At 66.2% G+C, this 24,874-nt stretch carries 20 protein-coding genes; 9 read left to right on the top strand and 11 right to left on the bottom strand.

The genetic code is table 11. From position 1 onward, the window contains the following. Positions 1-173 precede the first annotated feature (173 nt). Genes LRM18_RS16440 through LRM18_RS16450 form a run of 3 tightly spaced genes read left to right on the top strand, consistent with a single transcriptional unit; the run spans position 174 to position 6,910 of the window. Positions 174-5,504, top strand: a complete 5,331-nt coding sequence (locus LRM18_RS16440) for a wall-associated protein (RefSeq protein WP_270955053.1) — start codon at positions 174-176, stop codon at positions 5,502-5,504. Positions 5,505-5,507: 3 nt separating this feature from the next. Further along, positions 5,508-6,380, top strand: coding sequence for an RHS repeat-associated core domain-containing protein (locus LRM18_RS16445; protein ID WP_270955054.1), 873 nt, complete (start codon positions 5,508-5,510; stop codon positions 6,378-6,380). Beyond that, a complete protein-coding gene (locus LRM18_RS16450; RefSeq protein WP_239505269.1) occupies positions 6,377-6,910 on the top strand; it encodes a hypothetical protein in 534 nt (177 codons plus the stop codon). Before LRM18_RS16445 ends, LRM18_RS16450 begins: the two co-directional genes overlap by 4 nt. Before the next feature lie 549 nt (positions 6,911-7,459). On the opposite strand, the gene LRM18_RS16455 is transcribed toward LRM18_RS16450, so the two are convergent. The 5 genes from LRM18_RS16455 to LRM18_RS16475 all read right to left on the bottom strand — a co-directional run bounded on the left by LRM18_RS16455 (position 7,460) and on the right by LRM18_RS16475 (position 12,761). Next, the gene (locus LRM18_RS16455) at positions 7,460-8,716 is read right to left on the bottom strand and encodes a cysteine desulfurase (RefSeq protein WP_064237807.1); all 1,257 of its coding nucleotides are present in this window, start codon (positions 8,714-8,716) and stop codon (positions 7,460-7,462) included. Continuing rightward, positions 8,713-9,975 carry a Fe-S cluster assembly protein SufD gene (gene sufD, locus LRM18_RS16460; RefSeq protein ID WP_270955055.1) on the bottom strand — a complete coding sequence of 421 codons (1,263 nt, stop codon included), beginning with the start codon at positions 9,973-9,975 and terminating at the stop codon, positions 8,713-8,715. Before sufD ends, LRM18_RS16455 begins: the two co-directional genes overlap by 4 nt. Beyond that, positions 9,975-10,739: a Fe-S cluster assembly ATPase SufC gene (gene sufC / locus LRM18_RS16465; RefSeq protein ID WP_270955056.1), complete on the bottom strand. Its 765-nt coding sequence runs from the start codon at positions 10,737-10,739 to the stop codon at positions 9,975-9,977. Before sufC ends, sufD begins: the two co-directional genes overlap by 1 nt. Before the next feature lie 74 nt (positions 10,740-10,813). Then, positions 10,814-12,289 (bottom strand): Fe-S cluster assembly protein SufB, encoded by a 1,476-nt coding sequence (gene sufB, locus LRM18_RS16470; protein WP_270955057.1) that lies wholly within the window; start codon positions 12,287-12,289, stop codon positions 10,814-10,816. Positions 12,290-12,305: 16 nt separating this feature from the next. Then, positions 12,306-12,761 (bottom strand): SUF system Fe-S cluster assembly regulator, encoded by a 456-nt coding sequence (locus LRM18_RS16475; protein WP_005408436.1) that lies wholly within the window; start codon positions 12,759-12,761, stop codon positions 12,306-12,308. A gap of 210 nt (positions 12,762-12,971) precedes the next feature. Between LRM18_RS16475 and LRM18_RS16480 the strand changes: the two genes are divergently transcribed. Both LRM18_RS16480 and LRM18_RS16485 read left to right on the top strand, forming a co-directional pair. Continuing rightward, positions 12,972-13,439 carry an SET domain-containing protein-lysine N-methyltransferase gene (locus LRM18_RS16480; protein ID WP_049467412.1) on the top strand — a complete coding sequence of 156 codons (468 nt, stop codon included), beginning with the start codon at positions 12,972-12,974 and terminating at the stop codon, positions 13,437-13,439. A 121-nt stretch (positions 13,440-13,560) separates the two neighbouring features. Beyond that, entirely contained in the window at positions 13,561-14,103 is a 543-nt protein-coding gene (locus LRM18_RS16485; RefSeq protein WP_049467411.1) for a type 1 glutamine amidotransferase domain-containing protein, read from the top strand. A gap of 91 nt (positions 14,104-14,194) precedes the next feature. On the opposite strand, the gene LRM18_RS16490 is transcribed toward LRM18_RS16485, so the two are convergent. From LRM18_RS16490 to LRM18_RS16505, 4 genes are all read right to left on the bottom strand, one after another. Then, positions 14,195-14,791 (bottom strand): DUF1439 domain-containing protein, encoded by a 597-nt coding sequence (locus LRM18_RS16490; protein WP_270955058.1) that lies wholly within the window; start codon positions 14,789-14,791, stop codon positions 14,195-14,197. Between the two features lie 81 nt (positions 14,792-14,872). Then, the gene (locus tag LRM18_RS16495) at positions 14,873-15,427 is read right to left on the bottom strand and encodes a hypothetical protein (RefSeq protein ID WP_049467408.1); all 555 of its coding nucleotides are present in this window, start codon (positions 15,425-15,427) and stop codon (positions 14,873-14,875) included. A gap of 55 nt (positions 15,428-15,482) precedes the next feature. Next, the gene (locus LRM18_RS16500; RefSeq protein ID WP_053462642.1) at positions 15,483-15,791 is read right to left on the bottom strand and encodes a DUF3861 family protein; all 309 of its coding nucleotides are present in this window, start codon (positions 15,789-15,791) and stop codon (positions 15,483-15,485) included. Positions 15,792-16,084: 293 nt separating this feature from the next. Then, positions 16,085-16,483, bottom strand: a complete 399-nt coding sequence (locus LRM18_RS16505) for an HU family DNA-binding protein (RefSeq protein WP_005408442.1) — start codon at positions 16,481-16,483, stop codon at positions 16,085-16,087. Between the two features lie 370 nt (positions 16,484-16,853). Between LRM18_RS16505 and LRM18_RS16510 the strand changes: the two genes are divergently transcribed. Beyond that, a complete protein-coding gene (locus LRM18_RS16510) occupies positions 16,854-17,285 on the top strand; it encodes an OsmC family protein (RefSeq protein ID WP_049467406.1) in 432 nt (143 codons plus the stop codon). A gap of 166 nt (positions 17,286-17,451) precedes the next feature. Here LRM18_RS16510 and LRM18_RS16515 read toward each other — a convergent pair whose 3' ends face one another. Both LRM18_RS16515 and LRM18_RS16520 read right to left on the bottom strand, forming a co-directional pair. Continuing rightward, positions 17,452-18,330 (bottom strand): PhzF family phenazine biosynthesis protein, encoded by an 879-nt coding sequence (locus tag LRM18_RS16515; protein ID WP_150827398.1) that lies wholly within the window; start codon positions 18,328-18,330, stop codon positions 17,452-17,454. 133 nt (positions 18,331-18,463) lie between these two features. Continuing rightward, positions 18,464-19,336 carry a PhzF family phenazine biosynthesis protein gene (locus LRM18_RS16520; protein WP_049467403.1) on the bottom strand — a complete coding sequence of 291 codons (873 nt, stop codon included), beginning with the start codon at positions 19,334-19,336 and terminating at the stop codon, positions 18,464-18,466. 75 nt (positions 19,337-19,411) lie between these two features. Between LRM18_RS16520 and LRM18_RS16525 the strand changes: the two genes are divergently transcribed. The 3 genes from LRM18_RS16525 to murD all read left to right on the top strand — a co-directional run bounded on the left by LRM18_RS16525 (position 19,412) and on the right by murD (position 24,825). After that, a complete protein-coding gene (locus LRM18_RS16525) occupies positions 19,412-22,006 on the top strand; it encodes a bifunctional aspartate kinase/diaminopimelate decarboxylase (RefSeq protein WP_270955059.1) in 2,595 nt (864 codons plus the stop codon). 76 nt (positions 22,007-22,082) lie between these two features. After that, complete coding sequence (gene murL, locus LRM18_RS16530) at positions 22,083-23,435, top strand: UDP-N-acetyl-alpha-D-muramoyl-L-alanyl-L-glutamate epimerase (protein ID WP_270955060.1); 1,353 nt, start codon at positions 22,083-22,085, stop codon at positions 23,433-23,435. Then, on the top strand, positions 23,416-24,825 hold the full coding sequence (gene murD / locus LRM18_RS16535) for a UDP-N-acetylmuramoyl-L-alanine--D-glutamate ligase (protein ID WP_270955061.1): 1,410 nt from the start codon (positions 23,416-23,418) through the stop codon (positions 24,823-24,825). Before murL ends, murD begins: the two co-directional genes overlap by 20 nt. The last annotated feature ends 49 nt before the right edge of the window (positions 24,826-24,874 follow it).

A 24,874-nucleotide genomic window follows, 5' to 3' on the forward strand; every position in this document is an offset into this window, starting at 1 on the left:
TCGACTACATCCTGTTGACGTCTCCTTCATGTTTCGTTCATAACTGCAGCCAGCACCCGCCCACCGTGAAGCAACGCGTGGCTGTCTGCCGGCGCGGGTGCCGCCTGGTCGAAGGCCAACTGCCGTTCGGCGCAGGTGGGGCACACAGGGACGTCGATCCAGGGAGGATCTGCATGCAGTCTGGCCTCATTTCTCATCCGCGCGCCGCAATGGCTGCCAAGCATCTGCTTCTGGGTGTCGTTGGCCTGTGCGTGCTGGCACCGGTCGCCGTTTCAGCCCAGATCGTTCCCACCTGGCGGCAGGAGTACGACAAGCGGCTGAAGTACGGGGACCTTGTCGAACCGCTGAAGGGCGAGATCTTCGGCGAGCAGGTCAATCTCTATGACGGCTCGATCAGTTTCAAGGCTACGGATATTTCGATTCCGGGCAACAGTGGGCTCGCGGTATCGCTCAGCCGCAGTTACGGGGATGTCAGCGGCAGTGCAAATGACAAGGAATATGGAAACTGGGATCTCGACATTCCATCGCTTTCAGGCACCTACGGAGACCAGCCCGAAACCGCGATCGGCGGGCATTGGACGCCAAGCGCCCGTTGCTCGACAGTTTCCGCACCCCCGTCGCTGGATGTCTGGAATTACAAGCAGACCCAGACCATCAGTTTTGCTCCGCACACCTATTGGGAGGGGGTGAGGCTTTCATTGCCGGGCGGAGGCGGTGAAACCGTCCTGGCGGGCAGCGGGGACGCGCGCCAGCCAACGCCCCAGGTTGGCACGCCAACCCCCTGGAACACAAAAGGGGGATGGTTCTTCTCCTGCCTCAGTGCGCTCAAGAGCGGCCAGCCGGGCGAGGGTTTCCTAGGGCACGCGCCAGACGGAACCAAGTACTACTTCGACTGGATGGTGGCGCGCGAGAACGAGTCTGCCGTTCTCCAGCCCTACGACACCATCACCCATGCCACGTTGAAACGGAAAAAGGTCTTCCTCTATCCATCACAGGTTGTCGATCGTTTCGGCAATTGGGTCCGGTACGAATGGAGCGGCGGGCGGCTGGATCGAATCGTTGCCAACGATGGGCGCAGCATCACCCTTGCCTATGACTCCCAGGGGCGCATCGCAACGGCAACCGCAGCAGGCCGAACCTGGTCCTATGGCTACACCCCGGCCGGTGTGTTGCAGTCGGTGACGCTGCCGGACGGGACGGCGTGGAGCTACAACCTGCCGCCTGTCAATGTGACGAAGAAGTACCAGGAGTACACCGGGCAGGACGTTTGGGCCTATATGGAGGTCCCGGCTCTTTGCGCGAAGACGAACAAGATTGTGCAGACCGAGGTTGCAGCCTCCATCACGCACCCATCAGGCGCGGTAGGAACCTTCGTGTTCCGACCTTTCCGGCATGGCCGCAAGAATGTTCCGTTCAACTGCCAGACTTCCGGCGACGACCAGTTGCTGGCCGACGGATGGAATCTCACGCCTATCTATCGGGACGCGATGTCGCTGGTGGCAAAGCGGATAAGTGGCCCGGGGATGCCCACGGCGGAGTGGAGCTATCAGTACACCAATCTGGGGTGGGAGTACGACAGGAGAGTCGACCAGGCTGGGTGGCCGGCAATCCCGGTGGGGCAGGCAGAGCCCAAGATAACGATTGAAACCCTGCCGGATGGCACGATCCGGACATACGAATTCGGAAAGGAAGTTGGCTATAACGACGGTCTGCTGCTGTCGACGACAACCAGCTCTGGTGGCGCGGTGGTTCGAACCGAGCGCAGTAACTACTACCCGGACGCGCAGCTTGCCAGCGCACCGTTCCCGCGCGAGGCGGGTCGGAACCTCAAGTACGGGGCCACGGAGCTGGGAGAGCATCTGAACCGCCCAGTGCAGAGCACGATCATCAATCAGGACGGCGTGCAGTTCACCCGTACGGTGCAGGCCTTTGATGCCTTCGTCCGCGAAGTTTCCGTCGTCGAAGCGAATTCCGCTGGACAGAGTCGCACCAGCAGTACCAGCTACTACGACAATCCCGCGCTATGGGTGAACGGCCAGACGGCGCGCAGTGTGCTCAACGGCATCGAGCAGTCCCGCACCGAATTCGATACGACCAAAGCGCTGCCGCTGCGCGCCTACGCATTTGGCCGCCTGGCCCAGCAGGTGACCTACGCAGCCGACGGCACGGTTGCATCGGTGGCCGATGGCCTTGGAAATACCAGCCATCTGTCGGGATGGAAGCGTGGTGTTCCGCAGCAGCTCCGCCTGCCGGCCACGCCCGAAGCGCCCAATGGTGCGGTGCGCACGGTTGTCGTCGACGACAACGGTTGGATCACCTCGCTGACCGACGAAACCGGCGCAACCACCAGCTTCAGCTACGACAGCATGGGCAGGCTGCGCAGCCTGCAGTTCCCTGGCGGCGACAGCGTGAACTGGAATGGCGTAACCATGGACCTGCAGCGACTGGGTAGCGCGCAGCTGGGGGTTCCCGCCGGTGCATGGAAGCACTCCCGCACGCAGGGCGGGCGGCGCACCGATACCTACCTGGATGCGATGTTCCGCCCGGTGCTGGTAACCGAAAACGCCAACAACGTGCTGGACAGTGCCGTGGTGACCCGCTACGACACCAGCGGCAAGACCGTGTTTGCCTCGTATCCCACGCGGCAGCTCTCCGATATCAATGCCGCCCTGGCCGGCACCACGACGCAGTACGACGCGTTGGGCCGCCCCACCGTGGTCAGTCAATCGTCCGAGCTGGGGGCACTGGTTACCCGCACCGAGTACGTGGGCAAACTGTCGGTGAAAGTGACCAACCCGCGCGGCCAGGCGACGACGACACGTCACCTTGCCTACGACCAGCCCAGCTACGAGATGCCGCTGACGCTGCAGCACCCGGAAGGCGTGGTGACCGAGATCCAGCGAGACACGTTGGGCAAGCCGCTGGCGATCACCCGCCGCAGTGCAGACGGCAGCCAGTCGCTGACCCGCCGCTACGTCTATGACGGCTACCAGCAGCTGTGCAAGACCATCGAACCGGAAACCGGTGCGACCGTGCAGGACTACGACGCGGCAGGCAACGTGCTGTGGTCGGCGGCCGGCACGGGTTTGACCAGTACCACCGACTGCAATCGCAATGAAGCGCTGGCCAGTGGACGTGCGGTGAAGCGTAGTTACGACGCCGCCAACCGCTTGTCGACCCTGATCTTCCCGGATGGGCGTGGAAATCAGAACTGGTCCTACGCACCTGATGGTCTGCCTGCCGAGATCAGTACGCAGAACGACCCGGCCCGGCCGATGGTCGTCAACCGCTACCAGTACAACCGCCGCCGCCTGCTCAGCGGCGAAACCCTGCAGCATCCGGATCTGGGAAGCCTGAGCCTGGCCTATGGCTACGATGCCAACGGCACGCTGGCCAGCAATACCTATCCGGGTGGGCGTGTCGTCAGCTATGCGCCGGATGCACTGGGTCGGGCGACGACGGTCGGCGGCTATGCAAAGGAGGCCAGTTACTTCGCCAACGGCGCGCTGGCCCGCTTCGTCTATGGCAACGGGATCGTGCACACGTTGACCCAGAATGCCCGCGGGCTGCCCGACCGCAGCCGCGATGCCACCGCAGCGGCCGCAGTGCTGGATGACAGCTACGACTACGATGCTGGGGGCAACGTGATGGCCATTTCCGATGGCCTGCCCGGGGCGCCCGGCAACCGGGACATGACCTATGACGGCCTGGACCGGTTGCGGACGGTCACTGCGCCGGGCTTCGGCAACGCGCTGTATGAGTACGACGCGCTGGACAACCTGCGTCGTGCCAAGGTCGGCAGTCGCGATCGTACGCACTATTTCGATCCGACCAATCGGCTGGTCAATGTGATCGAAACCGGAACCGGGGCGACAGTGACCGGTCTTGGCTATGACGTGCAGGGCAATCTTTCGGTGCGCAATGGTCAAGCTTTCGCGTTTGACTACGGCAACCGGCTGCGCGCGGCGGGGACAGCAGAGAGTTACGAGTACGACGCCCACGGGCGCCGGGTGAAGGCCAGCGCCAGTGGCAAGGGGGCGATCTATTCGTTCTACGACAACGGCGGTGTGCTGCGATTCCAGCGCAACGAACGTACCGGCAAACAGACCGACTATCTCTACCTGTCAGGCAGCCTGGTGTCCCAGGTGCATGGCGAAGCCGCACCCGGCGTTCCCGCGCTGAGTGCGCCGGGCTACATCACCCAAGGCAGCGTGAACCTGACCTGGAGCCCGGCCGGTGGTGCCAACCGCTATGAGCTGCAGCGTGCCCTTGCGGGCACCTGGAGCACGGTCTTCGATGGCGCGGCGCAATCGTTCACCAGCACCGGCCTGGTCACGGGAACCTATCAGTTCCGGGTGCGCGGCTGCCGGGCGGTGTGCGGCGGATGGAGCAATGTCGCATCAGTGGCCGTGGCACTGGCGCCATCCATCGTGCCGACCTTGAACGTGCCTGCCACAGCTCTCAATGGCAGTTACAGCGTTGCATGGTCTGCGGCATCCGGTGCCGAGCGCTATGAGCTGGAGGAAAGCGCCAATGGTGGCGCCTGGGTCCAGGTACATAACGCCATCGGTCAGTCCAAGGCCTTCAGTGGCAAGGCAGCGGGAGGCTACAACTACCGGGTTCGCGCATGTAACCCGGTGGGGTGCACGGGATACAGCGCCACGGCTGCGGTGACGGTGGTGTATCCGCCTGCCACTGCGCCAGGTCTCTCTGCGCCAGCACGCGCTGCGCCGGGCAGTATCGGCATTGGCTGGAACGGGGTGGCTGGTGCCACGGGCTACACCCTGCAGGAAAGCAGCAATGGTGGCGGATGGGTCACGCTGTTCGACGGCGACGCAGGTTCCTATGCCACCGCTGCCCGCGGCGTGGGCAACTATGGCTATCGGGTTGCTGCCTGCAATGGCGCGGGCTGCGGGCCGTGGTCGGCCACGGCGGCGGTAGCAGTGATCGGGCCGCCGACGATCGAGCCGGTGATCAGCGCGCCGGGCCTGGTGAACGTGCCGCAGTACAGCCTGAGCTGGTCGGTGCCGGCCAACAGCGAGAGCTTCGTGCTGGAGGAGAGTGCCAACGGTGGTGGCTGGACGGTGGTGCATAACGGCGGCGGGAACAGCTTTGGTGCCAGCCGTGGTAAGGGTAGCTATGCGTATCGGGTAAGGGCGTGCAATTTCGCCGGATGTAGCCCCTATTCAGGCATTGCGACGGTTGTGGTCGCACTTCCGCCTGGCACGCCCAGCTTCTACCTTGCCGAATGGTTGACCACCCGCAAGGCACCGTATCAGGTGCAGTGCTCGGTAGGCTGGAGCCAAGTGGCCGATGCGACCGAGTACCAGCTTGAGAGTGGTGGCGGTGGAAAGCGCCTGTATACCGGGCCGAACGCTTATGTGAGTGCGGACGGCAATGCCTACTGTGCTGGTGACTATCGCGTGCGTGCCTGCAATGCCGGTGGTTGCTCGCCGTGGTCGGCCGACCATCCCGTCACCCGCGGCGTACTGAGCTGGGACTAAGCCATGAATGGACTCTCTTTGCTGTTGATTCGGGCGGTGCTCGTGGTGGTGGTGCTGGCGGCCTGTGTGGCTCCGGCGGCCGCACAGGAAGTCGTCGAGTACATCCACACTGATGCACTGGGTTCACCGGTGGCGATCACCGATGCCAGCGGAAACGTCATCGAGCGTATGGTGTATGAGCCGTATGGGGCGGTGGTGAATCGGCCGTTGAAGGATGGGCCGGGATATACGGGGCATGTGACGGACTCGGGGACCGGGCTGAGTTATATGCAGCAGCGGTACATGGATCCGCAGTTGGGGATTTTCTTGTCAACTGATCCTGTCACGGCCTATCAGCAGTCAGCTGAACAGTTCAATCGATTCAGATATGCAAATGGCAGTCCTTACAGATTTACCGATCCCGATGGGCGATCAGCTGCATTGGCATTTGAGTTCATTGCCCCTGTCGTAATCCTCGCAACTGGCTACTACATACTAACTACTCCTGAGCAGCGCGCAGACATGGGGCGTCGCCTGGAGGCTGGGATTAGGGGGGCAGTTAAGCAGAATCAGTCGAGTTCAAATACTCCGTCTGATAAGCCTATTGTTGATGATCTTGTTAAAGGCAAAGGACCTGCGCCTGGCGAGGCTGGTAAGAGAGGCGAGTTTGGTGGCGAGCCAGAGGGCGGCGATGCGGACTGGAAAAAAATGAAGGAGACCCCAGGCGTTACCGGTGACGACAGCAACCTTCAACTGCCTGGAGGGGGGAGTGCAAACCGACATGACAGCACGCGACCCTATCCTGATGGATTGGTTCCTAAGGGTACCGATACAATCAAGGTCTACGTTACGGGTAGTAAGATTCCGATCACTGTTAGATATCCGAAGAAGCCATGAACAATGTATGCTGCTGGCCTGACTTCATCGCGCTGTCCCTCTCCAATGTGACCCCTCCTGATGTCCCCCTGCTCAGGGAGGATTGGGCAGGGATGGCGTTTGATCGCAACCTGTATGAGGATTTTGCTCCGAACGATGTTTGGGTGGCGTGGCTGAGCGCACTTTCGGAGCACTTTGCAGATATCGCGATGTGCGCGGTTCGATGTTCAGAGTGCTCCGACAGGGGAAGCCCCGTGGAAATTGAGCGAGGTCTGGATGGCCTGCGCTCCTACTGGCTGGAAGATGGGAACTTCATGCGTGATCATTTCTTGTTTTCGCGTGATGGTCGCTGGGTTGTAAAGCTGGATCAGGACGTGACGTTATTTGCGGGGGATGTCACTTTCCTTGCGGATGTTGTCGCGCGACTTGGTGGTGTAGAGCATGTCGAGAAGATGATGCGACGGGACCTGATTGGTACAGCTGAGGACGTTGTTGGCCTCGGTGGATACATCAAGGGGCTTCTTGCGCCCTTGAACGCAACGACTCCATAGCAGATTGCTGCGTAGATGATTGGGTGTGCAGGTGCTATGTGATGGAGTAGCTTCAAAAGGAGGAGCTGAGTGCCAGGGTTTGTTGAGAGCTTCCCCATTTGGGCTTCCATCATTCTGGGTGCCATGTGGATAAACGCATTTGCGGCTCACAGGATGTTGCTGAAAATCGAGCGTGAACGACCGGAAGTACTCGCTGCAGTCGGAATCATCAAGGTTGATTGGTGGCTTAGGTGCTTGCGCGGTATTGCAGTGCTTGCCCTTACTTCCAAAGGGCAGGCGCTCTATCAAGGGGGAACGGTGGGTGCTGAGGGGCGTCGTGATGATGTACGTCTTCTTGATTGCATCCGGGGTATCCATGCTTGTTGGCATGTAGGAGACGGTGCCTCAAGGCCGTTGATGGTGGACGGATCGGCATTACGGTGAGATTGCCCGTTCCTGGCATCACTCGGTGCTTCCCGGTCACGCCTCTGCTTGGTTGCGTTCAGTGCGCAATAAAAAACGCCGCAGTTTCCTGCGGCGTTCTCATACTTCTTCGATTCTGGCGAATCTTCAGCCCAGCAGCTTTCGCACCTTCGTCAACGCCGTCATGAACCGCTCGATCTCGGCATGCGTGTTGTAGAACGCGAGCGAGGCGCGGCAGGTAGCCGCGACGCCGAAGTACTGCAGCAGCGGGTGTGCGCAGTGCTGGCCGGAGCGCACCGCCACGCCTTCCAGGTCAAGCAGGGTCGCCAGGTCGTGCGCATGCGCGCCATCGATCAGGAACGAGACCACGGCGGCCTTCTCCGGCGCTTCGCCGATGATGCGCAGACCGTCGACGCGGCGCAGCTCTTCGGTGAAGTGCGCCAGCAGTTCGGCTTCGCGGGCTTCCACGTTCTCCTGACCAAGCTGCTGCAGGTAGTCGGCAGCCACACCCAGGCCGATGAAGCCGGCGATGTTCGGGGTGCCGGCTTCGAATTTGTGCGGGGCATCGTTGAACACGGTGCCGTCGAAGCTGACTTCCTTGATCATCTCGCCGCCACCGAGGAACGGCGGCATCGCATCCAGATGCTCGCGGCGCGCCCACAAGGCGCCGGTGCCGGTCGGGCCGCACATCTTGTGGCCGGTGATCGCGTAGAAGTCGCAGCCGATCGCGGCGACGTCGACCTTGCGGTGTGGCACGGCCTGCGAGCCGTCGACCACGGTGATGATGCCGCGCTTGCGCGCCTCGCGGCAGATCTCGCGCACCGGGTTGACCGTGCCCAGCACGTTGGAGACATGGGTGACCGCCAGCAGCTTGACCTCCGGGGTCATCGCCGCGCGCAGCGCATCCAGGTCCAGTGCGCCGTCAGGCGTGATCTCGGCCACGCGGATGGTGGCACCGGTACGCTGCGCGACCAGCTGCCACGGCACGATGTTGGCGTGGTGCTCCATGCGCGACACCAGGATCACATCACCGGTCTTCAGCCGCGGCAGCGCCCACGAGTACGCCACCAGGTTGATGGCGAAGGTGGTGCCGCTGCACAGCACCAGCTCGCTGGGGCGCACGTTGAGGAAGCGCGCCAGCGTGTTGCGCGCGCCTTCGTAGGCGTCGGTGGCCTCGCTGCCCAGCGCGTGCACCGCGCGGCTGACGTTGGCGTTGTAGCGGCGGTAGAACTCGTCCACCGCGCCGATCACCTGCACCGGCTTCTGGCCGGTGTTGGCATTGTCGAAATAGACCAGTGGCTTGCCATGCACTTCACGCATCAGCAGCGGGAAGTCGAGGCGGACGCGATCCCAGTCGGGGGCGCCAGTGCGTTCTTCGATCGGGCGCGGGGTGGACAGGTTCATGCCACACCTGCCTCGGCCAGGGCCTTGTCCAGGCGGCGTGCCAGCTGCGCACGCAGCGCGTCCGGCAGGATCTTCAGCGGTTCGTGGCAGAACGCGGCGCTCAGCAGTGCTTGCGCCTGTGCCTGCGGCAGGCCGCGCGAGCGCAGGTAGAACAGCGCGTTGGCATCGAGCTGGCCGACGGTCGCGCCGTGCGCGGCCTTCACTTCATCGGCGTCGATCACCAGCGTCGGCTGGGTGTCGATCTCGGCATCGGCCGACAGCAGCAGGTTCTTGTTGGACAGGTTCGCGTCGGTGCCGTCGGCGCCTTCGCGGATCTGGATGCCACCATGGAACACCACGCGGCTTCGGTTGGCGGCGACGCCGCGCCACAGCAGTTCGCAGGCGGTATCGCGCGCGATGTGGTCGATGCCCAGGCGGGTTTCGACGTGGCGGCGGCCGTTGCCGAGCAGCACGCCATTGGCGGTCAGCTGGGCGTTGTCGCCTTCCAGGCGGACGTTCAGTTCATGGCGGCTGAGCGCGGCGCCCAGTTCCAGGTCAACGCGGTGGTACTGCGCGTCGCGGGCCAGCACCGCGTCAGTGCGCAGGAAGCTGGTCTGGCGTGCGCTGCCGGCCTGCACGCGGGCGTGCTTGAGCACGGCATCGCGGGCGACGTGGGCATGCAGCACGGTGTTGTCCAGGTGGGTGGAATCACCGACGCTGAAGCGGTGCTCGACCACGCCCAGGCTGGCGCCGGCGCGCAGTTCGATCAGGTGGCGGTGATGCCAGGCCAGGTCGGTGTCGCCGGCGACGCTGGCGAACACCAGCTGCAGCGGGACGTCGACCTGCACGCCTTCATCCACGCGCAACACCACGCCTTCATCGGCCAGCGCGGCGTTGAGACGGGCAAAGATCTCTTCGCTGCGCTCGTAGCGACGGCCAAGGAAACGCGCGGCGTCTTCGCCGGAGGCCAGTGCGGCCGACAGCGGCTGCAGCTGCACGCCGTCCGGCAGCGCCTGCACGTCGCTCAGCGCGGCGTCCAGGCGGCCGTTGACGAACACCAGGCGCGGTGCCGGGATGTCGTCCAGCAGCGCGGCGTCCAGCACCGGTGCCTGCAGCGGTGCCGCAGCGAACGCGCGGCGCTCCAGCTGGCGCAGCGAGGTGTACTTCCAGGCTTCGTTGCGGGCGGCGGGAAGACCGTCGCGCAGGGCTGCATCCAGCACTTCGCGGCGCGCATCACTGCCGCAGAAGGCCTGGGCCATCGAGTCAAGCAGGGCGCTCATCAGACCGCCGCCTCGGGCACGACCCGGTCCTTCAGGAAATCATAGCCGTGCGCTTCCAGTTCCAGCGCCAGCTCGGGGCCGCCGCTCTTGACGATGCGGCCATCGGCCAGCACGTGCACCACGTCCGGCTTGATGTAGTCCAGCAGGCGCTGGTAGTGGGTGATGACCAGGAACGAACGGTCGGTGCCGCGCAGTGCGTTGACGCCGTCGGCCACGCTCTTCAGCGCGTCGATGTCCAGGCCCGAGTCGGTCTCGTCCAGGATCGCCAGCTTCGGTTCCAGCACGGCCAGCTGGAAGATCTCGTTGCGCTTCTTCTCGCCGCCGGAGAAACCTTCGTTCACGCCGCGGTGCAGCAGTTCGTCCTTCAGATGCAGCACGGCCAGCTTCTGACGCACCAGCTTGAGGAACTGCATCGAATCGAGTTCTTCCTCGCCGCGCGCCTTGCGCTGGGCGTTCAGTGCCGCGCGCAGGAAGTAGGTGTTGTTCACGCCCGGGATTTCCACCGGGTACTGGAACGCCAGGAACAGGCCGGCGGCGGCGCGTGCTTCCGGGTCCAGCTCCAGCAGGTCGACGCCGTCGAACTGCACGCTGCCTTCGGTGACTTCATAGCCGTCGCGGCCTGCCAGGACATTGCCCAGGGTGGACTTGCCGGCGCCGTTCGGGCCCATGATGGCGTGCACCTGGCCGGGCTTAACATCCAGCGACAGGCCCTTGAGGATTTCCTTGCCGCCGATGCGGGCGTGGAGGTTTTCGATCTTCAGCATGGTGGGGATTTCCGTGGGGCGGGCCAGGGCCCGCCGGTAAAGAGAATGCGTTTGCGAGGGGCAGGGGCGGGCGCTCAGCCCACCGAACCTTCCAGCGAGACTTCCAGCAGCTTCTTGGCTTCCACCGCGAACTCCATCGGCAGTTCGCGGAACACCTGCTTGCAGAAGCCGTCGACGATCATCGACACCGCGTCTTCCTGGCTGATGCCACGGGCGCGGCAGTAGAACAGCTGGTCGTCGGAGATCTTGGAGGTGGTGGCCTCGTGCTCGACGGTGGCGCCCGGGTTCTTCACCTCGACGTAGGGGAAGGTGTGCGCGCCGCACTGCTTGCCGATCAGCAGCGAATCGCACTGGGTGTAGTTGCGCGCGCCGTCGGCGTTGCGGTCCACCCGCACCAGGCCGCGGTAGGTGTTCTGGCCGCGGCCGGCGCTGATGCCCTTGCTGACGATCTTGCTCTTGGTGCGCTTGCCGACGTGGATCATCTTGGTGCCGGTGTCGGCCTGCTGGCGGTGGTGGGTCAGCGCCACCGAGTGGAACTCACCGACCGAGTCGTCGCCCAGCAGCACGCAGGACGGGTACTTCCAGGTGATCGCCGAACCGGTTTCGACCTGGGTCCAGGTGACCTTGCTGCGCGCGCCACGGCATTCGGCTCGCTTGGTGACGAAGTTGTAGATGCCGCCGACGCCGTTCTCGTCGCCCGGGTACCAGTTCTGCACCGTGGAGTACTTGATCTCGGCGTCTTCCAGCGCCACCAGCTCGACCACTGCGGCGTGCAGCTGGTTCTCGTCGCGCATCGGCGCGGTGCAGCCTTCCAGGTACGACACGTAGGCCTTGTCCTCGCACACGATCAGGGTGCGCTCGAACTGGCCGGTGTGGCCGGCGTTGATGCGGAAGTAGGTGCTCAGCTCCATCGGGCAGCGCACGCCCTTGGGAATGAACACGAAGCTGCCATCGGAGAACACCGCCGAATTGAGCGCGGCGAAGTAGTTGTCACCGACCGGCACCACGGTGCCCAGGTACTGGCGGACCAGCTCCGGGTGTTCCTTGATCGCCTCGGACATCGAGCAGAAGATCACGCCCTTCTCGGCCAGTTCCTTGCGGAAGGTGGTGCCGACGGACACCGAGTCGAACACCGCATCCACCGCCACGCCGGCAAGCTTGGCGCGTTCGTGCAGCGGCACGCCCAGCTTGTCGTAGGTGTCGAGCAGTTCCTTCGGCACGTCATCCAGCGAGGCGTACTTCGGGCCCTTCGGCGCGGAGTAGTAGCTCAGCGCCTGCAGGTCGATCGGCGCGATCTCCAGCTTGGCCCAGTCCGGCATCGGCAGGGTCAGGAAGTGGCGGTAGGCGTCCAGGCGCCACTGCGTCATCCACTCCGGCTCCTCCTTCTTGGCCGACAGGGCACGGATGGTGTCCTCGTCCAGGCCCGGGGGCAGGGAGTCCGATTCGATCTCGGTGATGAAGCCAGCCGAATACTTGCGGCCGAGCTGTTCGTGGATCTCGCGGTTGGGCGTGTCGTCGTGGGCGACGTTTTCGATGGTTTCGGTGGCCATGGGGGCTGCCTGTGGATCAGGAGACGACATCGACAGCGATGGTGCGGCGCTGTTCGTCATCGGCAAGGGGAAGAGGGGGCAGGATCTGGGCGAGGGTGACATCGCGCAGGGCCTCGGAGACCACGTCGTTGATCAGTCGCCAGCTGCTGCGCGCGCCGCACTTGGGCGCCATGCCGCACTGGTGGTGGTCGTGGCTGCATTCGGTCAGGGCCAGCGGCCCTTCCATTGCTTCGACCACCTCGAACAGCGAGATCTCGATGGCCGGGCGGGTCAGCCGGTAGCCACCACGGACGCCGCGCAGGCCTTCGACCAGGCCGGCCTGGGCCAGCGGCTTGAGGACCTTGCTGACGGTGGGCGGCTCCAGGCCGGTGAATTCGGCCAGCTCGGTGGCGCTGAGCACCTCGCCCGGACGGGCGGCGAGCACGGTCAGCACGACGGTGGCGTAATCGGTGAGCTTGGTGACGCGCAACATGGGGATGCGAGTGGTTCTTAAAGCGGACTGAAATTGTACGCTTTTATTCGCCACCATCCAACCCGGGCATTCAGCCGGCGCTGGGGCCGGGCGGGGAGGACACGCCGGGGCCGTTGCCGGGCCGCAATCCTGCGCCAACGGGGTGATTTTCGCAAATCACCCGGAATGGGCGAGAATCAAGGTTCCATCCGCTGCAAACAGCCCGTGCCGATGCCGAAGAAGATCCAAGCCCGCAAGTCCGCCATCCATGGCAACGGCGTGTTCGCCGTGGCCCCGATCAAGCAGGGCGAGCGCGTGATCCAGTACAAGGGCCTGCTGCGCAGCCACGGCGACGTTGATGCCGATGACAGCGGCGACGTCGAAAGCGGCCATACCTTCCTGTTCACCCTCAACGATGACTGGGTGATCGATGCCAACTACAAGGGCAACGATGCGCGCTGGATCAACCATAGCTGCGACCCGAACTGCGAGGCCGTGATCGAGGAAGACGAGGACGGCGACAGCCGCGGCGACAAGGTCTTCATCGAGGCGCTGCGCGACATCACGCCCGGCGAGGAACTGACCTACAACTACGGCATCACCCTGGCCGAGCGCCACACCGCCAAGCTGAAGAAGATCTGGGAGTGCCGCTGCGGCTCGCCCAAGTGCACCGGCACCATGCTGCAGCCCAAGCGCTGACCCTTCCGGCGGTGCCGACCGCTGGCCGGCACGGATGCTCTCCACCTGCCGTGCACGGCAGGGTCACCGCCGTGCAAGGCAGGTTCGTCCACGCTGTGCGCTCCCCAACTGGAGTGCACCCATGGCAGAACGATTGAAGGGCAAGCAGATCGCCATCCTGGCCACCCACGGCTTCGAGCAGTCCGAGCTGACCGAGCCCAAGCGGCTGCTGGAAGCGGAGGGCGCGCGGGTCAGCGTGGTGTCGCCGGCGAAGGAAGCGACCATCAAGGGCTGGAAAGAGAAGAACTGGGGCGACGCTGTCGCGGTCGACATTCCGCTGGATGAGGCGGATCCGGCGCGCTTCGATGCCCTGGTGCTGCCCGGAGGCGTCATCAATCCGGACACGCTGCGTACCGATGACGCCGTGCTCGGTTTCATCCGCTCGGTGGATGAAGCCGGCAAGCCTGTGGCGGCGATCTGCCATGGCCCGTGGCTGCTGATCAACAGCGGCCTGGCCGATGGCCGCGAGCTGACCTCCTGGCCGTCCCTGCAGCAGGATCTGGCGAACGCGGGTGCGAAATGGCGCGATGCCGAGGTGGTGGTCGACGGCAACGTCATCACCAGTCGCAAGCCGGACGACATTCCGGCCTTCAGCGAGGCGGTAGTGAAAGCGCTTGCCGCCTGACGCGTACCGGTAGTGCCGGCCGCTGGCCGGCAGATGCAGTCACTGCGCTGCCGGCCAGCGGCCGGCACTACCTCATCGACCCGGTACGACCTTATTTACCCAGTACGCCTGGCGGCACCAGGTTGCCCAGGTTCTGGTTGAACGTGACCACCAGCTTGCCGTTCTTCACCTGCGCCGACTGCACCTGCAGGGCGCCGAGCAGGCCGGCCACGGCCGGGTCCAGCTTGTAGATCGGCTCACGCTGGGCGTAGTCGCTCAGCCACGCGTTGAGCAGGCTGCGGGTGCGCGAGTCGAGGCGGCCGCCCTGGTTGGCCGGGGTGAAATCGTCCACGCTCGGTTGCTGCAGGTGGAAGCCCTGGGTCTGCGCGTCATAGCGCAGGCCGCTGCTGAGCTTGACCGTGCCCAGTTTGGCCGGACTGCCGCCGGCAGTGGCCAGCGCCACATCCATGCCCAGGTTCAACCGTTCGCCGGCCGGCAGGCTCAGCTGTGGGTGGCTCATGGTCAGCGCGATCAGGCCGCCGAGGGCGTCCTGGGTGCGCGGGAAGCTACCGTCCAGGTACTGCTGCACATCGCTGGCGCCGACCGACAGTTCGCGGCCGGAGATGGAAGGGGCGGCCTGTGCGCCGATCGCCGCAGCGATCAGCACGGTGGAGGCCGCGAGGCGGGTCATCAGGGAACGCAGGCGCATGGCAGTGACCGGTGAGCAGGATGGAGTGGATCAAAGAGTAGCCGCGCAGGCTGAATCGCGCGTGCATGCTGCAGCAACGGTTCAGTCCAGCGTTGGGCGCAGTTGTGCCGAGTGGATCTGCCAGGCACTGCCATCGCTGCTGGGCTGCACGCGGTACCAGCCGCTGAAGCGGAAGGTGCCGTTGGCGGTGACCGCGCGGACCTGCACCGGCACCTCAAGCAGCTGCGGTGGCTGCCGATCATCGCGCGCGATCGGGGGATCGCTGTGCAGGCGCAGGGTGCGCAGGTCCTGCAGCTGCCGCAGCGCGGCGTCGTCGGCGCGCCGTGGATCGCCGGGCGGAATCGTCCAGGCGGCGTCACTGGCGGCGCGGTCGCGGTTGAGCAGTGCGGCGACGTAGCGGTTGAGCATCGTCGAAGGCGGCTCTGCGCCGTCGTCGACGGCAGCCAGCAGCGGGATGTCGCTTGCCTGCAGCGCCGGCGCCTGCGGGCCAAGCGCCGGGTCGGTGGCCGCAGTGGCCGCAACGTCCTCGGACGCGTGGGCGCGTTCGCCGGTTACCTCGGCGGCCGGGCGCGAGCAGCCCGGCAGCACCCAGGGGGCGATCAGTAGCGGGATGATCTGGAACAGGGCCCTGCGCATGCCTGCCTCCTCCCCGAGGCAACCGTGGCGCGGCAGTGTACCGATTGGGCGGGGATCAGCGCGAGGAGGGCAGCTGCTCCAGCGCGTCCAGCGCCGGCAGCACCTGGGCGGCGATGGCCGCCAATGCGTGGCCGTCGGTCCCGGCGTGGCGCTGCACGATGTCGCGCAGCAGCTGGGTGGCGATCACCAGCGTCGCGCGCTCGTCGCCGCTGATGCCGGCGGTACGCGGGGCCGCTTCCAGCAGGCGCATCAGGTCGCGGCTGGCGCGATGTTCCAGTTCGATGGTGCAGCGCCCGGTGCACTGCAGCCCGTCCTTTTCGATCGGGGTCACCGAGATCCGGTAGCGGGTGGAGGGGCTGGCCATGAGGATGTGCTCGCCGTAGCTGTGGAGGATGTGCCCACCATAGGCAAGGCCACGGCCGGCGGCGACGGCCACCGCTGCACGCAGTGTTCCACCCGGTACGTTCCAGCGCCTGCCGAGGCGCCGCCCGGCCAATAGCGACGGGCTTGAACGGGGATCGCCCAGCGTGCGGCAACGCTGTGTTGCGGATTGCTCCGGGGCGACGTCCCGCGCATGGCGCGGATTCCCCGCAGGGCGCGCGCAAAAAAAACGGGACGGCCAGAGCCGTCCCGTCGGAATCCGCGTCGGGCGCGCGCTTAGAGCGCGGCGTCCTTCAGCTTCTTCAGCGGACGCACCTTCAGCTTGGTGGTGGCCGGCTTGGCGGCGAACCACTGCTCTTCCTTGGTGAACGGGTTGATGCCCTTGCGCTTCGGCTTGGCCGGCACATTGACGGTGGTGATCTTCAGCAGGCCCGGCAGGGTGAAGGAGCCTGCGCCCTTCTTGTGCACGGAGGAGGCGACGGCGCTTTCCAGCGAGGCCAGCACAGCGCGGACGTCCTTGGCGACGACGCCGGAGGCTTCAGCGATGTGTGCAACCAGGCCGGACTTGGTCAGCACTTCCTTGATCGGCTTCGGAGCGGCCGGCTTGGCGGCTGCCTTCGTCGCGACTTTCTTCACTGCCTTCTTCGGGGCAGCCTTCTTAGCGGTCTTTGCCATGGTTTCCTGTTCCGTGAACGGTTGGTTGTTTGGTCGGCGCCGAACCCCGTCGGCAAGCGCAATGTAGGGCAACTCCGGGGCGCCGCCAATAGCCCGAAGCGCGGAAAGTGCATGTTTTTTCATATCCAGGCCGATTCAGTACATGGCCGGCGGTGGGGATGGGGGCGTAGTGGCGCGCGCGGTGAGCGGCCCCTGTCCATCGAGCGGATGCGCGAAACCACTGAAAACAAGGGAAAAATGCGCTCCGGGCTGGCGAGGAAGTGTCCACGTGCGGGTGCGGGGACGACGTCCGGCCTGCGGCGGAGCGACGCAGGGCTAACGCGTGGCATGCGAGGGTGACCGTTCATCACCGCCACGCAGGAGCAGCACAATGGGAATCTCGCGACACGCCACCGCGCACTGGGAAGGCGATCTGAAGTCGGGCAAGGGAGCGTTGAGCACGCCGCAGAGCGGCCTGCTGGACAAGACCCGCTACGGCTTCAACAGCCGTTTTGGCGACGAAAAGGGTACCAATCCGGAAGAGCTGATCGCCGCCGCGCACGCGGGCTGCTTCACCATGGCGCTGTCGGCCAAGCTGGGCGAAGCCGGCTTCACCCCGACCTCGCTGGACACCGAGGCGAAGGTCGACCTGTCGCTGGAAGGTGGCCCGCAGCTGTCGCAGATCCGGCTGAAAGTGAAAGCGGTGGTGCCCGGCATCGACGCGGCGCAGTTCCGCGCCATTGCCGATGACGCCAAGCAGAACTGCCCGGTATCCAAGGCGCTCAGTGCGGTGCCGATCAGCCTGGAAGCCGAACTGGGCTGAGCCGAGGTAGTGCCGGTCGCTGGCCGGCAACCGCATGATGCCGAGGTCCATGTAGCAGCCGGCCAGCGTTATGGCGGCCTCCCTGGCCGCCACCCTCCGGGCCGTCGCGTCCGACGTTGGCAGCGGCTCGTGCCGCTGCCTTCGGCTCTACCACCCGCCAGCGCGATCACCAATCAAGGGTGCCGGTAATCACCGTCTGCACCTGGCCGCCCGACCAGACCTCGCCGTCCTCATCGACCCGCAGGGTCAGGCGCGCATCGTGGCCGACCTCGCGGCCCTGGCTGACTTCGAACGGTGCACGGCCGTGGGGCAGGGCCTGGCGCAGGTCCAGCCACGCGGCCAGCACTGCATTGGCAGCACCCGAGGCGGCGTCCTCGAAGCGCCGGCCATTGCCGACGAAGGCACGCACGGCCAGGTCGAATCCCTCGTGGCCATCGCTGAAGGCATAGGCGAACACGCCCATGCTGTCGGTGGACTCGGCCAGCGCCGCCACCGCGTCCCAGTCCGGGTGCAGAGCGCGCAACGCCGCTTCATTGGCCACCTGCACCAGCCACCAGCTGCGTCCGCCCTGCATCCGCGCCGGCGGCAGCGTGCCCAGCGGCCAGTCCTTCAGTGCCGCCTGCAGGCGCGGGTCGGTGGCCTCGGCGATCTCCGCCAGCTGCGCGCGCGGGGTGCGGATGGCGATGCGCTGCTGCGCGCCCTCGCCGCTGATGCGCAGGGGCAGGGCGCCGGCAATGCCGTCCTGCACCAGCACGCCATCCACGGCTTTGGCCAAGCCTGCCTGCAGCACCGCATGCGCCGTGCCGACGCTGGGGTGGCCGGCGAACGGCACTTCCTTCTGCGGGCTGAACATGCGCAGCCGGTAGCTGGCACCGGCGGCCTGCGGCGGGAACACGAAGGTGGTTTCGGGCAGGCGCGTCCAACGCGCGATGGCCTGCATGCTGGCGTCGTCCAGGCCCTCGGCATCGAGTACCACGGCCAGCGGATTGCCGGCACCGGCGCGCGGGGAGAACACATCCAGCTGCAGGAAACGGCGGGTGGTCATCGGGGCGGAACTCCAGTAAACAGGTGGCATAGCGTAGCGCGGGGCACCAAATAGGGGACGGAGGGAATTAAGTCGCTTTTGCCCCATGTGCCATAAGCGACTTAATTCCCTCCGTCCCCCTTTTTTTCGTGCGCTACCAGCGGACGCGGCCGTCGATGACCGGCTGCACCTGGCCGCCGATCCAGACCGTGCCCTGCGCATCCACCTCGACGTGTACGCGGCCATCGCGGCCGACTTCGCGGCCCTGGCTGGCAATGTAGCGGCCCTCGACGCCGGGCAGGGCATTGCGCTGCCGCAGCCAGGCGCCGATCAGCGCGTTGGCGCTGCCGGTGACCGGATCTTCCGGCACGCTGGCGGCATCGGCCGGGCAGAATGCGCGCACCACGCGGGCGTGGCCGCTGCCGGCCTCGTCGGCGAACACCGCCACGCCGGTGGCGTCGGTGGCCAGGCTCCAGTCGCGCAGGGCAGCCATGTCCGGTGCCAGCCCGCGCACGGCAGCGGCGTCGCGCAGCGGCAGCAGCCACCAGCGTGCGCCGTTGTCCCAGAGTTCGGGGACGTGCCCGCGGGCGGCCAGTGCCAGCAGTGCTTCAGGTGCCCCCTCTGCGGCCGTCGGCAGCTGCCGCGCCGGTGGGCTGGCCAGCTGGATTTCCAGTGCCCCGGCCGGGCCGCTCACCCGCACCGGCAACAGTCCCGCCGCGCATTGCTGCAGCAGGGCGCCATCACGCGGTCGGGCCAGCTCGCAGGTCACCGCCGCCCAGGCCGCGCCGACGCTCGGGTGGCCGGCGAACGCCAGCTCGCGGGTCGGGGTGAAGATGCGGATGTGGTAGTCGGCGCCGGGCACGCTGGGGCGCAGGAAGAACACGGTCTCGGACAGGTTCAGCCAGGCGGCCAGGGCCTGCATCTGGCTGCTGGAGAGCGCGTCGGCGTCCAGGATGGCGCCCAGCGGATTGCCGGTGCCGGGGCGGGGGGCGAAGACATCGAGCTGCAGGTAACGAAGGACGGCCATCTGCGGGGGTATTGCGCTTAGAATCAAAGGTTCCGCCCCCAAGGGCGGCTTCCCCACATTCTACATAGCCAATCCATGTCAGCTTCCCCCCTTGTCGATCGTTGGATCGTACTGAAGTTCGGCGGCACCTCGGTGTCGCGTCGTCACCGCTGGGACACGATCGCGAAGCTGGCGAAAAAACGCGCGGAAGAGACCGGCTCGCGCGTGCTGGTGGTGGTGTCGGCGCTGTCCGGTGTCACCAACGAACTGACCGCGATTGCCGATGGTGCGCCCGACAGCCGGGACCGGGTGGCAGCGCTGGTCGAACGCCATGAAGGCTTCCTGGCCGAGCTGGGCCTGGGCCGCGAGGTGCTGGCCGAGCGTTTGGCGGCGCTGCAGGGCCTGCTCGACGATGCGCGCGCGGCCACCCGTCCGCTCGCCTGGCAGGCCGAAGTGCTGGGCCAGGGTGAGCTGCTGTCGTCGACCCTGGGCGCGGCCTATCTGCACGCCTCGGGCCTGGACATGGGCTGGATGGACGCGCGCCAGTGGCTGGACGCGATGCCGCCGCAGCCGAACCAGAGCGAGTGGTCGCAGCGACTGTCGGTGAACTGCCAGTGGCGTGCCGATGCGGAGTGGATGCAGCGCTTCCGCGCGCAGCCGACCCGCCTGCTGATCACCCAGGGCTTCATTTCGCGGCATGCCGACGGCGGTACCGCCATTCTCGGCCGCGGTGGCTCGGATACCTCGGCGGCGTACTTCGGCGCGCTGCTCGGCGCCAGCCGCGTGGAGATCTGGACCGATGTGCCGGGCATGTTCAGTGCCAACCCCAAGGATGTGCCCGACGCGCGCCTGCTGACCCGGCTGGACTATTACGAGGCGCAGGAAATCGCCACCACCGGCGCCAAGGTGCTGCATCCGCGCTCGATCAAGCCGTGCCGCGACGCCGGCGTGCCGATGGCCATCCTCGATACCGAGCGCCCGGAACTGCCGGGCACCAGCATCGACGGCAGCGCCGCTCCAGTGCCCGGGGTAAAGGCGATCAGCCGCCGCAACGGCATCGTGCTGGTGTCGATGGAAGGCATCGGCATGTGGCAGCAGGTCGGCTTCCTGGCCGATGTGTTCAACCTGTTCAAGAAGCACGGCCTGTCGGTGGACCTGATCGGTTCGGCCGAAACCAACGTCACCGTGTCGCTGGACCCGTCCGAGAACCTGGTCAACACCGATGTACTGGCCGCCTTGTCGGCCGACCTGTCGCAGATCTGCAAGGTGAAGGTGATCGTGCCGTGCGCGGCGATCACCCTGGTCGGCCGTGGCATGCGTTCGCTGCTGCACAAGCTGTCGGACGTGTGGGCCACGTTCGGTCGCGAACGCGTGCACATGATTTCGCAGTCGTCCAACGACCTGAACCTGACCTTCGTCATCGACGAGGCAGATGCCGATGGCCTGCTGCCGATCCTGCATGCCGAGCTGATCGACAGCGGTGCGATGCCGGTGGAAGAAACCGAAGTGTTCGGCCCACGCTGGCGCGAGATTGCCGGCACCGTGCGCCCGCGCGGCACGCCGTGGTGGCGCGGCCAGCGTGCGCACCTGCTGCAGCTGGCCGATGCCGGTACGCCGCGCTACGTCTACCACCTGCCGACGGTGCGCGCCCGTGCCCGCACGCTGGCGGCGATCAAGCCGATCGACCAGCGCTACTACGCGATCAAGGCCAACAGCCACCCGGCCATCCTGCAGCTGCTGGAAGCGGAGGGCTTCGGCCTGGAGTGCGTGTCGCACGGCGAGCTCAAGCATGTGTTCCAGCACCTGCCGGAGCTGTCGCCGCGGCGCGTGCTGTTCACTCCCAGCTTCTGCCCGCGCAGCGAGTACGAGGCGGCGTTCGCCCTGGGCGTGACCGTGACCGTCGACAACGTGGAAGCGCTGCAGCGCTGGCCGGACCTGTTCCGCAACCGCGAACTGTGGCTGCGCGTCGACCTGGGCCGGGGCGAAGGCCACCATGCCAAGGTCCGCACCGGCGGCAAGGATTCCAAGTTCGGCCTGCCGATCGCCCGCGTGGACGAGTTCGTGCGCGCGGCCACCGAGCTGGGCAGCCGCGTGGTCGGCCTGCATGCACACCTGGGCAGTGGCGTGGAAACCGCGCAGCACTGGCGCCTGATGTGCGATGAGCTGGCCGGTTTCGCCCGCCGCATCGGCAGCGTGCAGACCATCGACATCGGTGGCGGCCTGCCGATTCCGTACAGCGACGAAGACGAGCCGTTCGACCTGGACGCCTGGGCCGAGGGCCTGGCCGAGGTCAAGGCGCTGCACCCGGCATTCCGCCTGGCGATCGAGCCGGGTCGCTACCTGGTGGCCGAATCGGGCGTGCTGCTGACCCATGCCACCCAGGTGGTGGAGAAGGACGGCGTGCGCCGCGTGGGCCTGGATGCCGGCATGAACACGTTGATGCGCCCGGCGCTTTACGACGCCTGGCATGACATCGAGAACCTCAGCCGGCAGGGGGGGTATGCCGAAGCGGCGTTCGATGTGGTTGGGCCGATCTGTGAATCCAGCGATGTGTTCGGCAAGCGCCGCAAGCTGCCGGTGTCCACTGCGCCGGACGACGTGATGCTGATCGCCGATGCCGGTGCCTACGGCTATGTGATGGCCAACACCTACAACCAGCGGGCGATGCCGCGCGAAGACGTGATCGAGTGATTGCCTTCCGCACCCTGCACCCGCCCACCGACACGTCCCGCGCGCATGCGCGGGCCTGTGCCTGACCGGATACACCATGACTGCTTTCGACAAACACCAGGTTTCCCGCTTCCGCTTCGTCCGCTGCGACTTCGCTGCGGATACCGGCGTGGCCCGGCTGGTCTACGCCTTCGATGACGGCCCGGAGATGGTGGAGACCATCACCGTGCCCGGCGCCCCGTTCGTGCTGGACCCGGCGCGTGCGGCAGCGGTGCAGCGCGCGCTGCAGCTGCTGCACCTGATCGCCGGCGTCAGCTACTACAAGGCCGGCGTACCGGATACGGTCAGCATCGACAGCTACAGCATCGATGCCGATACCGCGGCGCTGGTGGAGACCATTTACCTCAACGGCCTGGGCGAATTCGCCTACCGCAACGGCCTGAACCTGCGCGGCCGCTTCCGGTTGCCGGTGCAGGGCGAGGCCGTGCAGGCGCCGGCGCTGGGCCTGCAGCCGCACGCGCTGGTGGCCATCGGCGGCGGCAAGGATTCGCTGGTCAGCATCGAAGCGCTGCGCCGTGCCGGCGTGGACGAGACGGTGACCTGGATCGGTGGCTCGCAGCTGATCCGTGCGTGCGCCGAGCGCACCGGCCTGCCGACATTGAACCTGGGCCGCACGCTGGCACCGGAGCTGTTCGAGCTGAACCGCCAGGGCGCCTGGAACGGCCATATCCCGGTGACGGTGGTGAACTCGGCGATCATGGTGCTGGCCGCGTTGCTGCACGGCGTGGACCAGGTCGTGTTCTCCAACGAGCGCTCGGCCAGCTACGGCAGCCAGATTCCAGGCACCGGCGAAGTGAATCACCAGTGGTCCAAGGGCTGGGCCTGCGAGCAGGCGTTCGGCAGCCATGTGCAGAAGTACGTGGCGGCCGACCTGCAGTACTACTCGCTGCTGCGCCCGATGTCCGAGCTGGCGGTGGCCCGCCAGTTCGCCAAGAATGACTTCTACGACGCGCATTTCTCCAGCTGCAACCGCAACTTCCACATCCTCGGCGAGCGCCCGGTGAACCGCTGGTGCGGCGTCTGCCCGAAGTGCCATTTCGTGTTCCTGGCGCTGGCCCCGTTCATGCCCAAGACGCGCCTGGTGCGCATCTTTGGCCGCAACCTGCTGGACGATGCCGAGCAGGCCGGTGGCTTCGATGCGCTGCTGGAATTCCAGGACCACAAGCCGTTCGAGTGCGTGGGCGAAGGCCGCGAATCGCGTGCGGCGATGGCGACGCTGGCGCAGCGCCCGGAGTGGAAGGAAGACGTGCTGGTGAAGCGCTTCTGCAATGAGATCCAGCCGCAGCTGGACGCCGCCGAACTGGAACTGGCACCGCTGCTGCAGCTGCAGGGCGAGCACCGTGTTCCGGCCGCGCTGTGGGAACGGGTGCGTGAAGATTTCGAAGCTTGAGGGAAAGCGCGTTGCGCTGTGGGGATGGGGCCGTGAGGGCCGCGCCGCGTTTGCGGTGCTGCGTGCGCGCCTGCCCACGCTGGCATTGAGCCTGTTCTGCCCGGCGTCCGAGGTCGAAGCGGCGCGTGCGGAAACGCAGGGTGCGCTGGACGTTCGCGGTGAGCCGTCGGCCGAGGCGCTGGCGGCGTTCGACGTGGTGATCAAATCGCCCGGCATCAGTCCTTATCAGCCGATCGCGCTGCAAGCAGTGGCGCAGGGCACCACCTTCATCGGTGGCACCGCGCTGTGGTTTGCCGAGCATGCAGGTGCTGATGGCATCGTGCGCGACACCGTGTGCGTGACCGGTACCAAGGGCAAGAGCACCACCACCGCGCTGGTCGCGCACCTGCTGCGCGCGGCCGGCCACCGCACCGGCCTGGTCGGCAACATCGGCCTGCCGCTGCTGGAAGTACTGGATCCACAGCCTGCGCCCGAGTACTGGGCGGTGGAGTTGTCCAGCTACCAGACCGGTGAGGTGGCACGCAGTGGCGCCCATCCGCAGGTGGCGGTGGTGCTGAACCTGTTCCCGGAACACCTGGACTGGCACGGCAGCGAACAGCGTTACATCGAGGACAAGCTGCGGCTGGTGACCGAAGCCGCGCCGCGCATCGCGGTGCTCAACGCCGCCGATCCGCACCTGGCTGCGCTGTCGCTGCCCGAGAGTGAGATGGTCTGGTTCAACCAGCCGCAGGGCTGGCACATGCGCGGTGACGTCGTGCATCGCGGCGAACAGGCCGTGTTCGATACCCGCAATACGCCGCTGCCGGGCCGCCACAACCGCGGCAACCTGTGCGCGGTGCTGGCCGCGCTGGAGGCACTGGGCCTGGACGCGGTGGCGCTGGCACCGGCGGTGCAGGATTTCCGCCCGCTGCCGAACCGCCTGCAGCGCATCGGCGTGGCGAAGGGCCTGACCTACGTCAACGATTCGATCAGCACCACGCCGCATGCCAGCCTGGCTGCGCTGGAGTGCTTCGCCGGCCAGCGCATCGCGCTGCTGGTGGGCGGGCATGACCGTGGCCTGGACTGGACCGATTTCATGCAGCACATGGCGCACGATGTGCCGCCGGTGGAGATCGTGACCATGGGCAGCAACGGCCCGCGCATCCACGCGATGCTGCAGCCGCTGGCCGATGCCGGTCGCTTCGGCCTGCACGCTGCGGGCGATCTTGCCGAGGCGATGGCGCTGGCGCGTGCCGCGCTGGGCGAGCAGGGTGGGGTCGTGCTGCTGTCGCCGGGCGCGCCGAGCTTCGGGGCCTACCGCGACTACGTGGCGCGCGGACGTCATTTCGCCGCGCTGGCTGGATTCGATCCGGACAGCATCAGTGCGATCCCGGGGTTGGGCATCGCCTGATCCGCCGGATCGGGGGCGGATCCCTTTCCGCAGGAAAGGGCTCTGCCCC

This window comes from Stenotrophomonas sp. PI_27, assembly GCF_027854495.1.
GTDB lineage: Bacteria > Pseudomonadota > Gammaproteobacteria > Xanthomonadales > Xanthomonadaceae > Stenotrophomonas > Stenotrophomonas pavanii.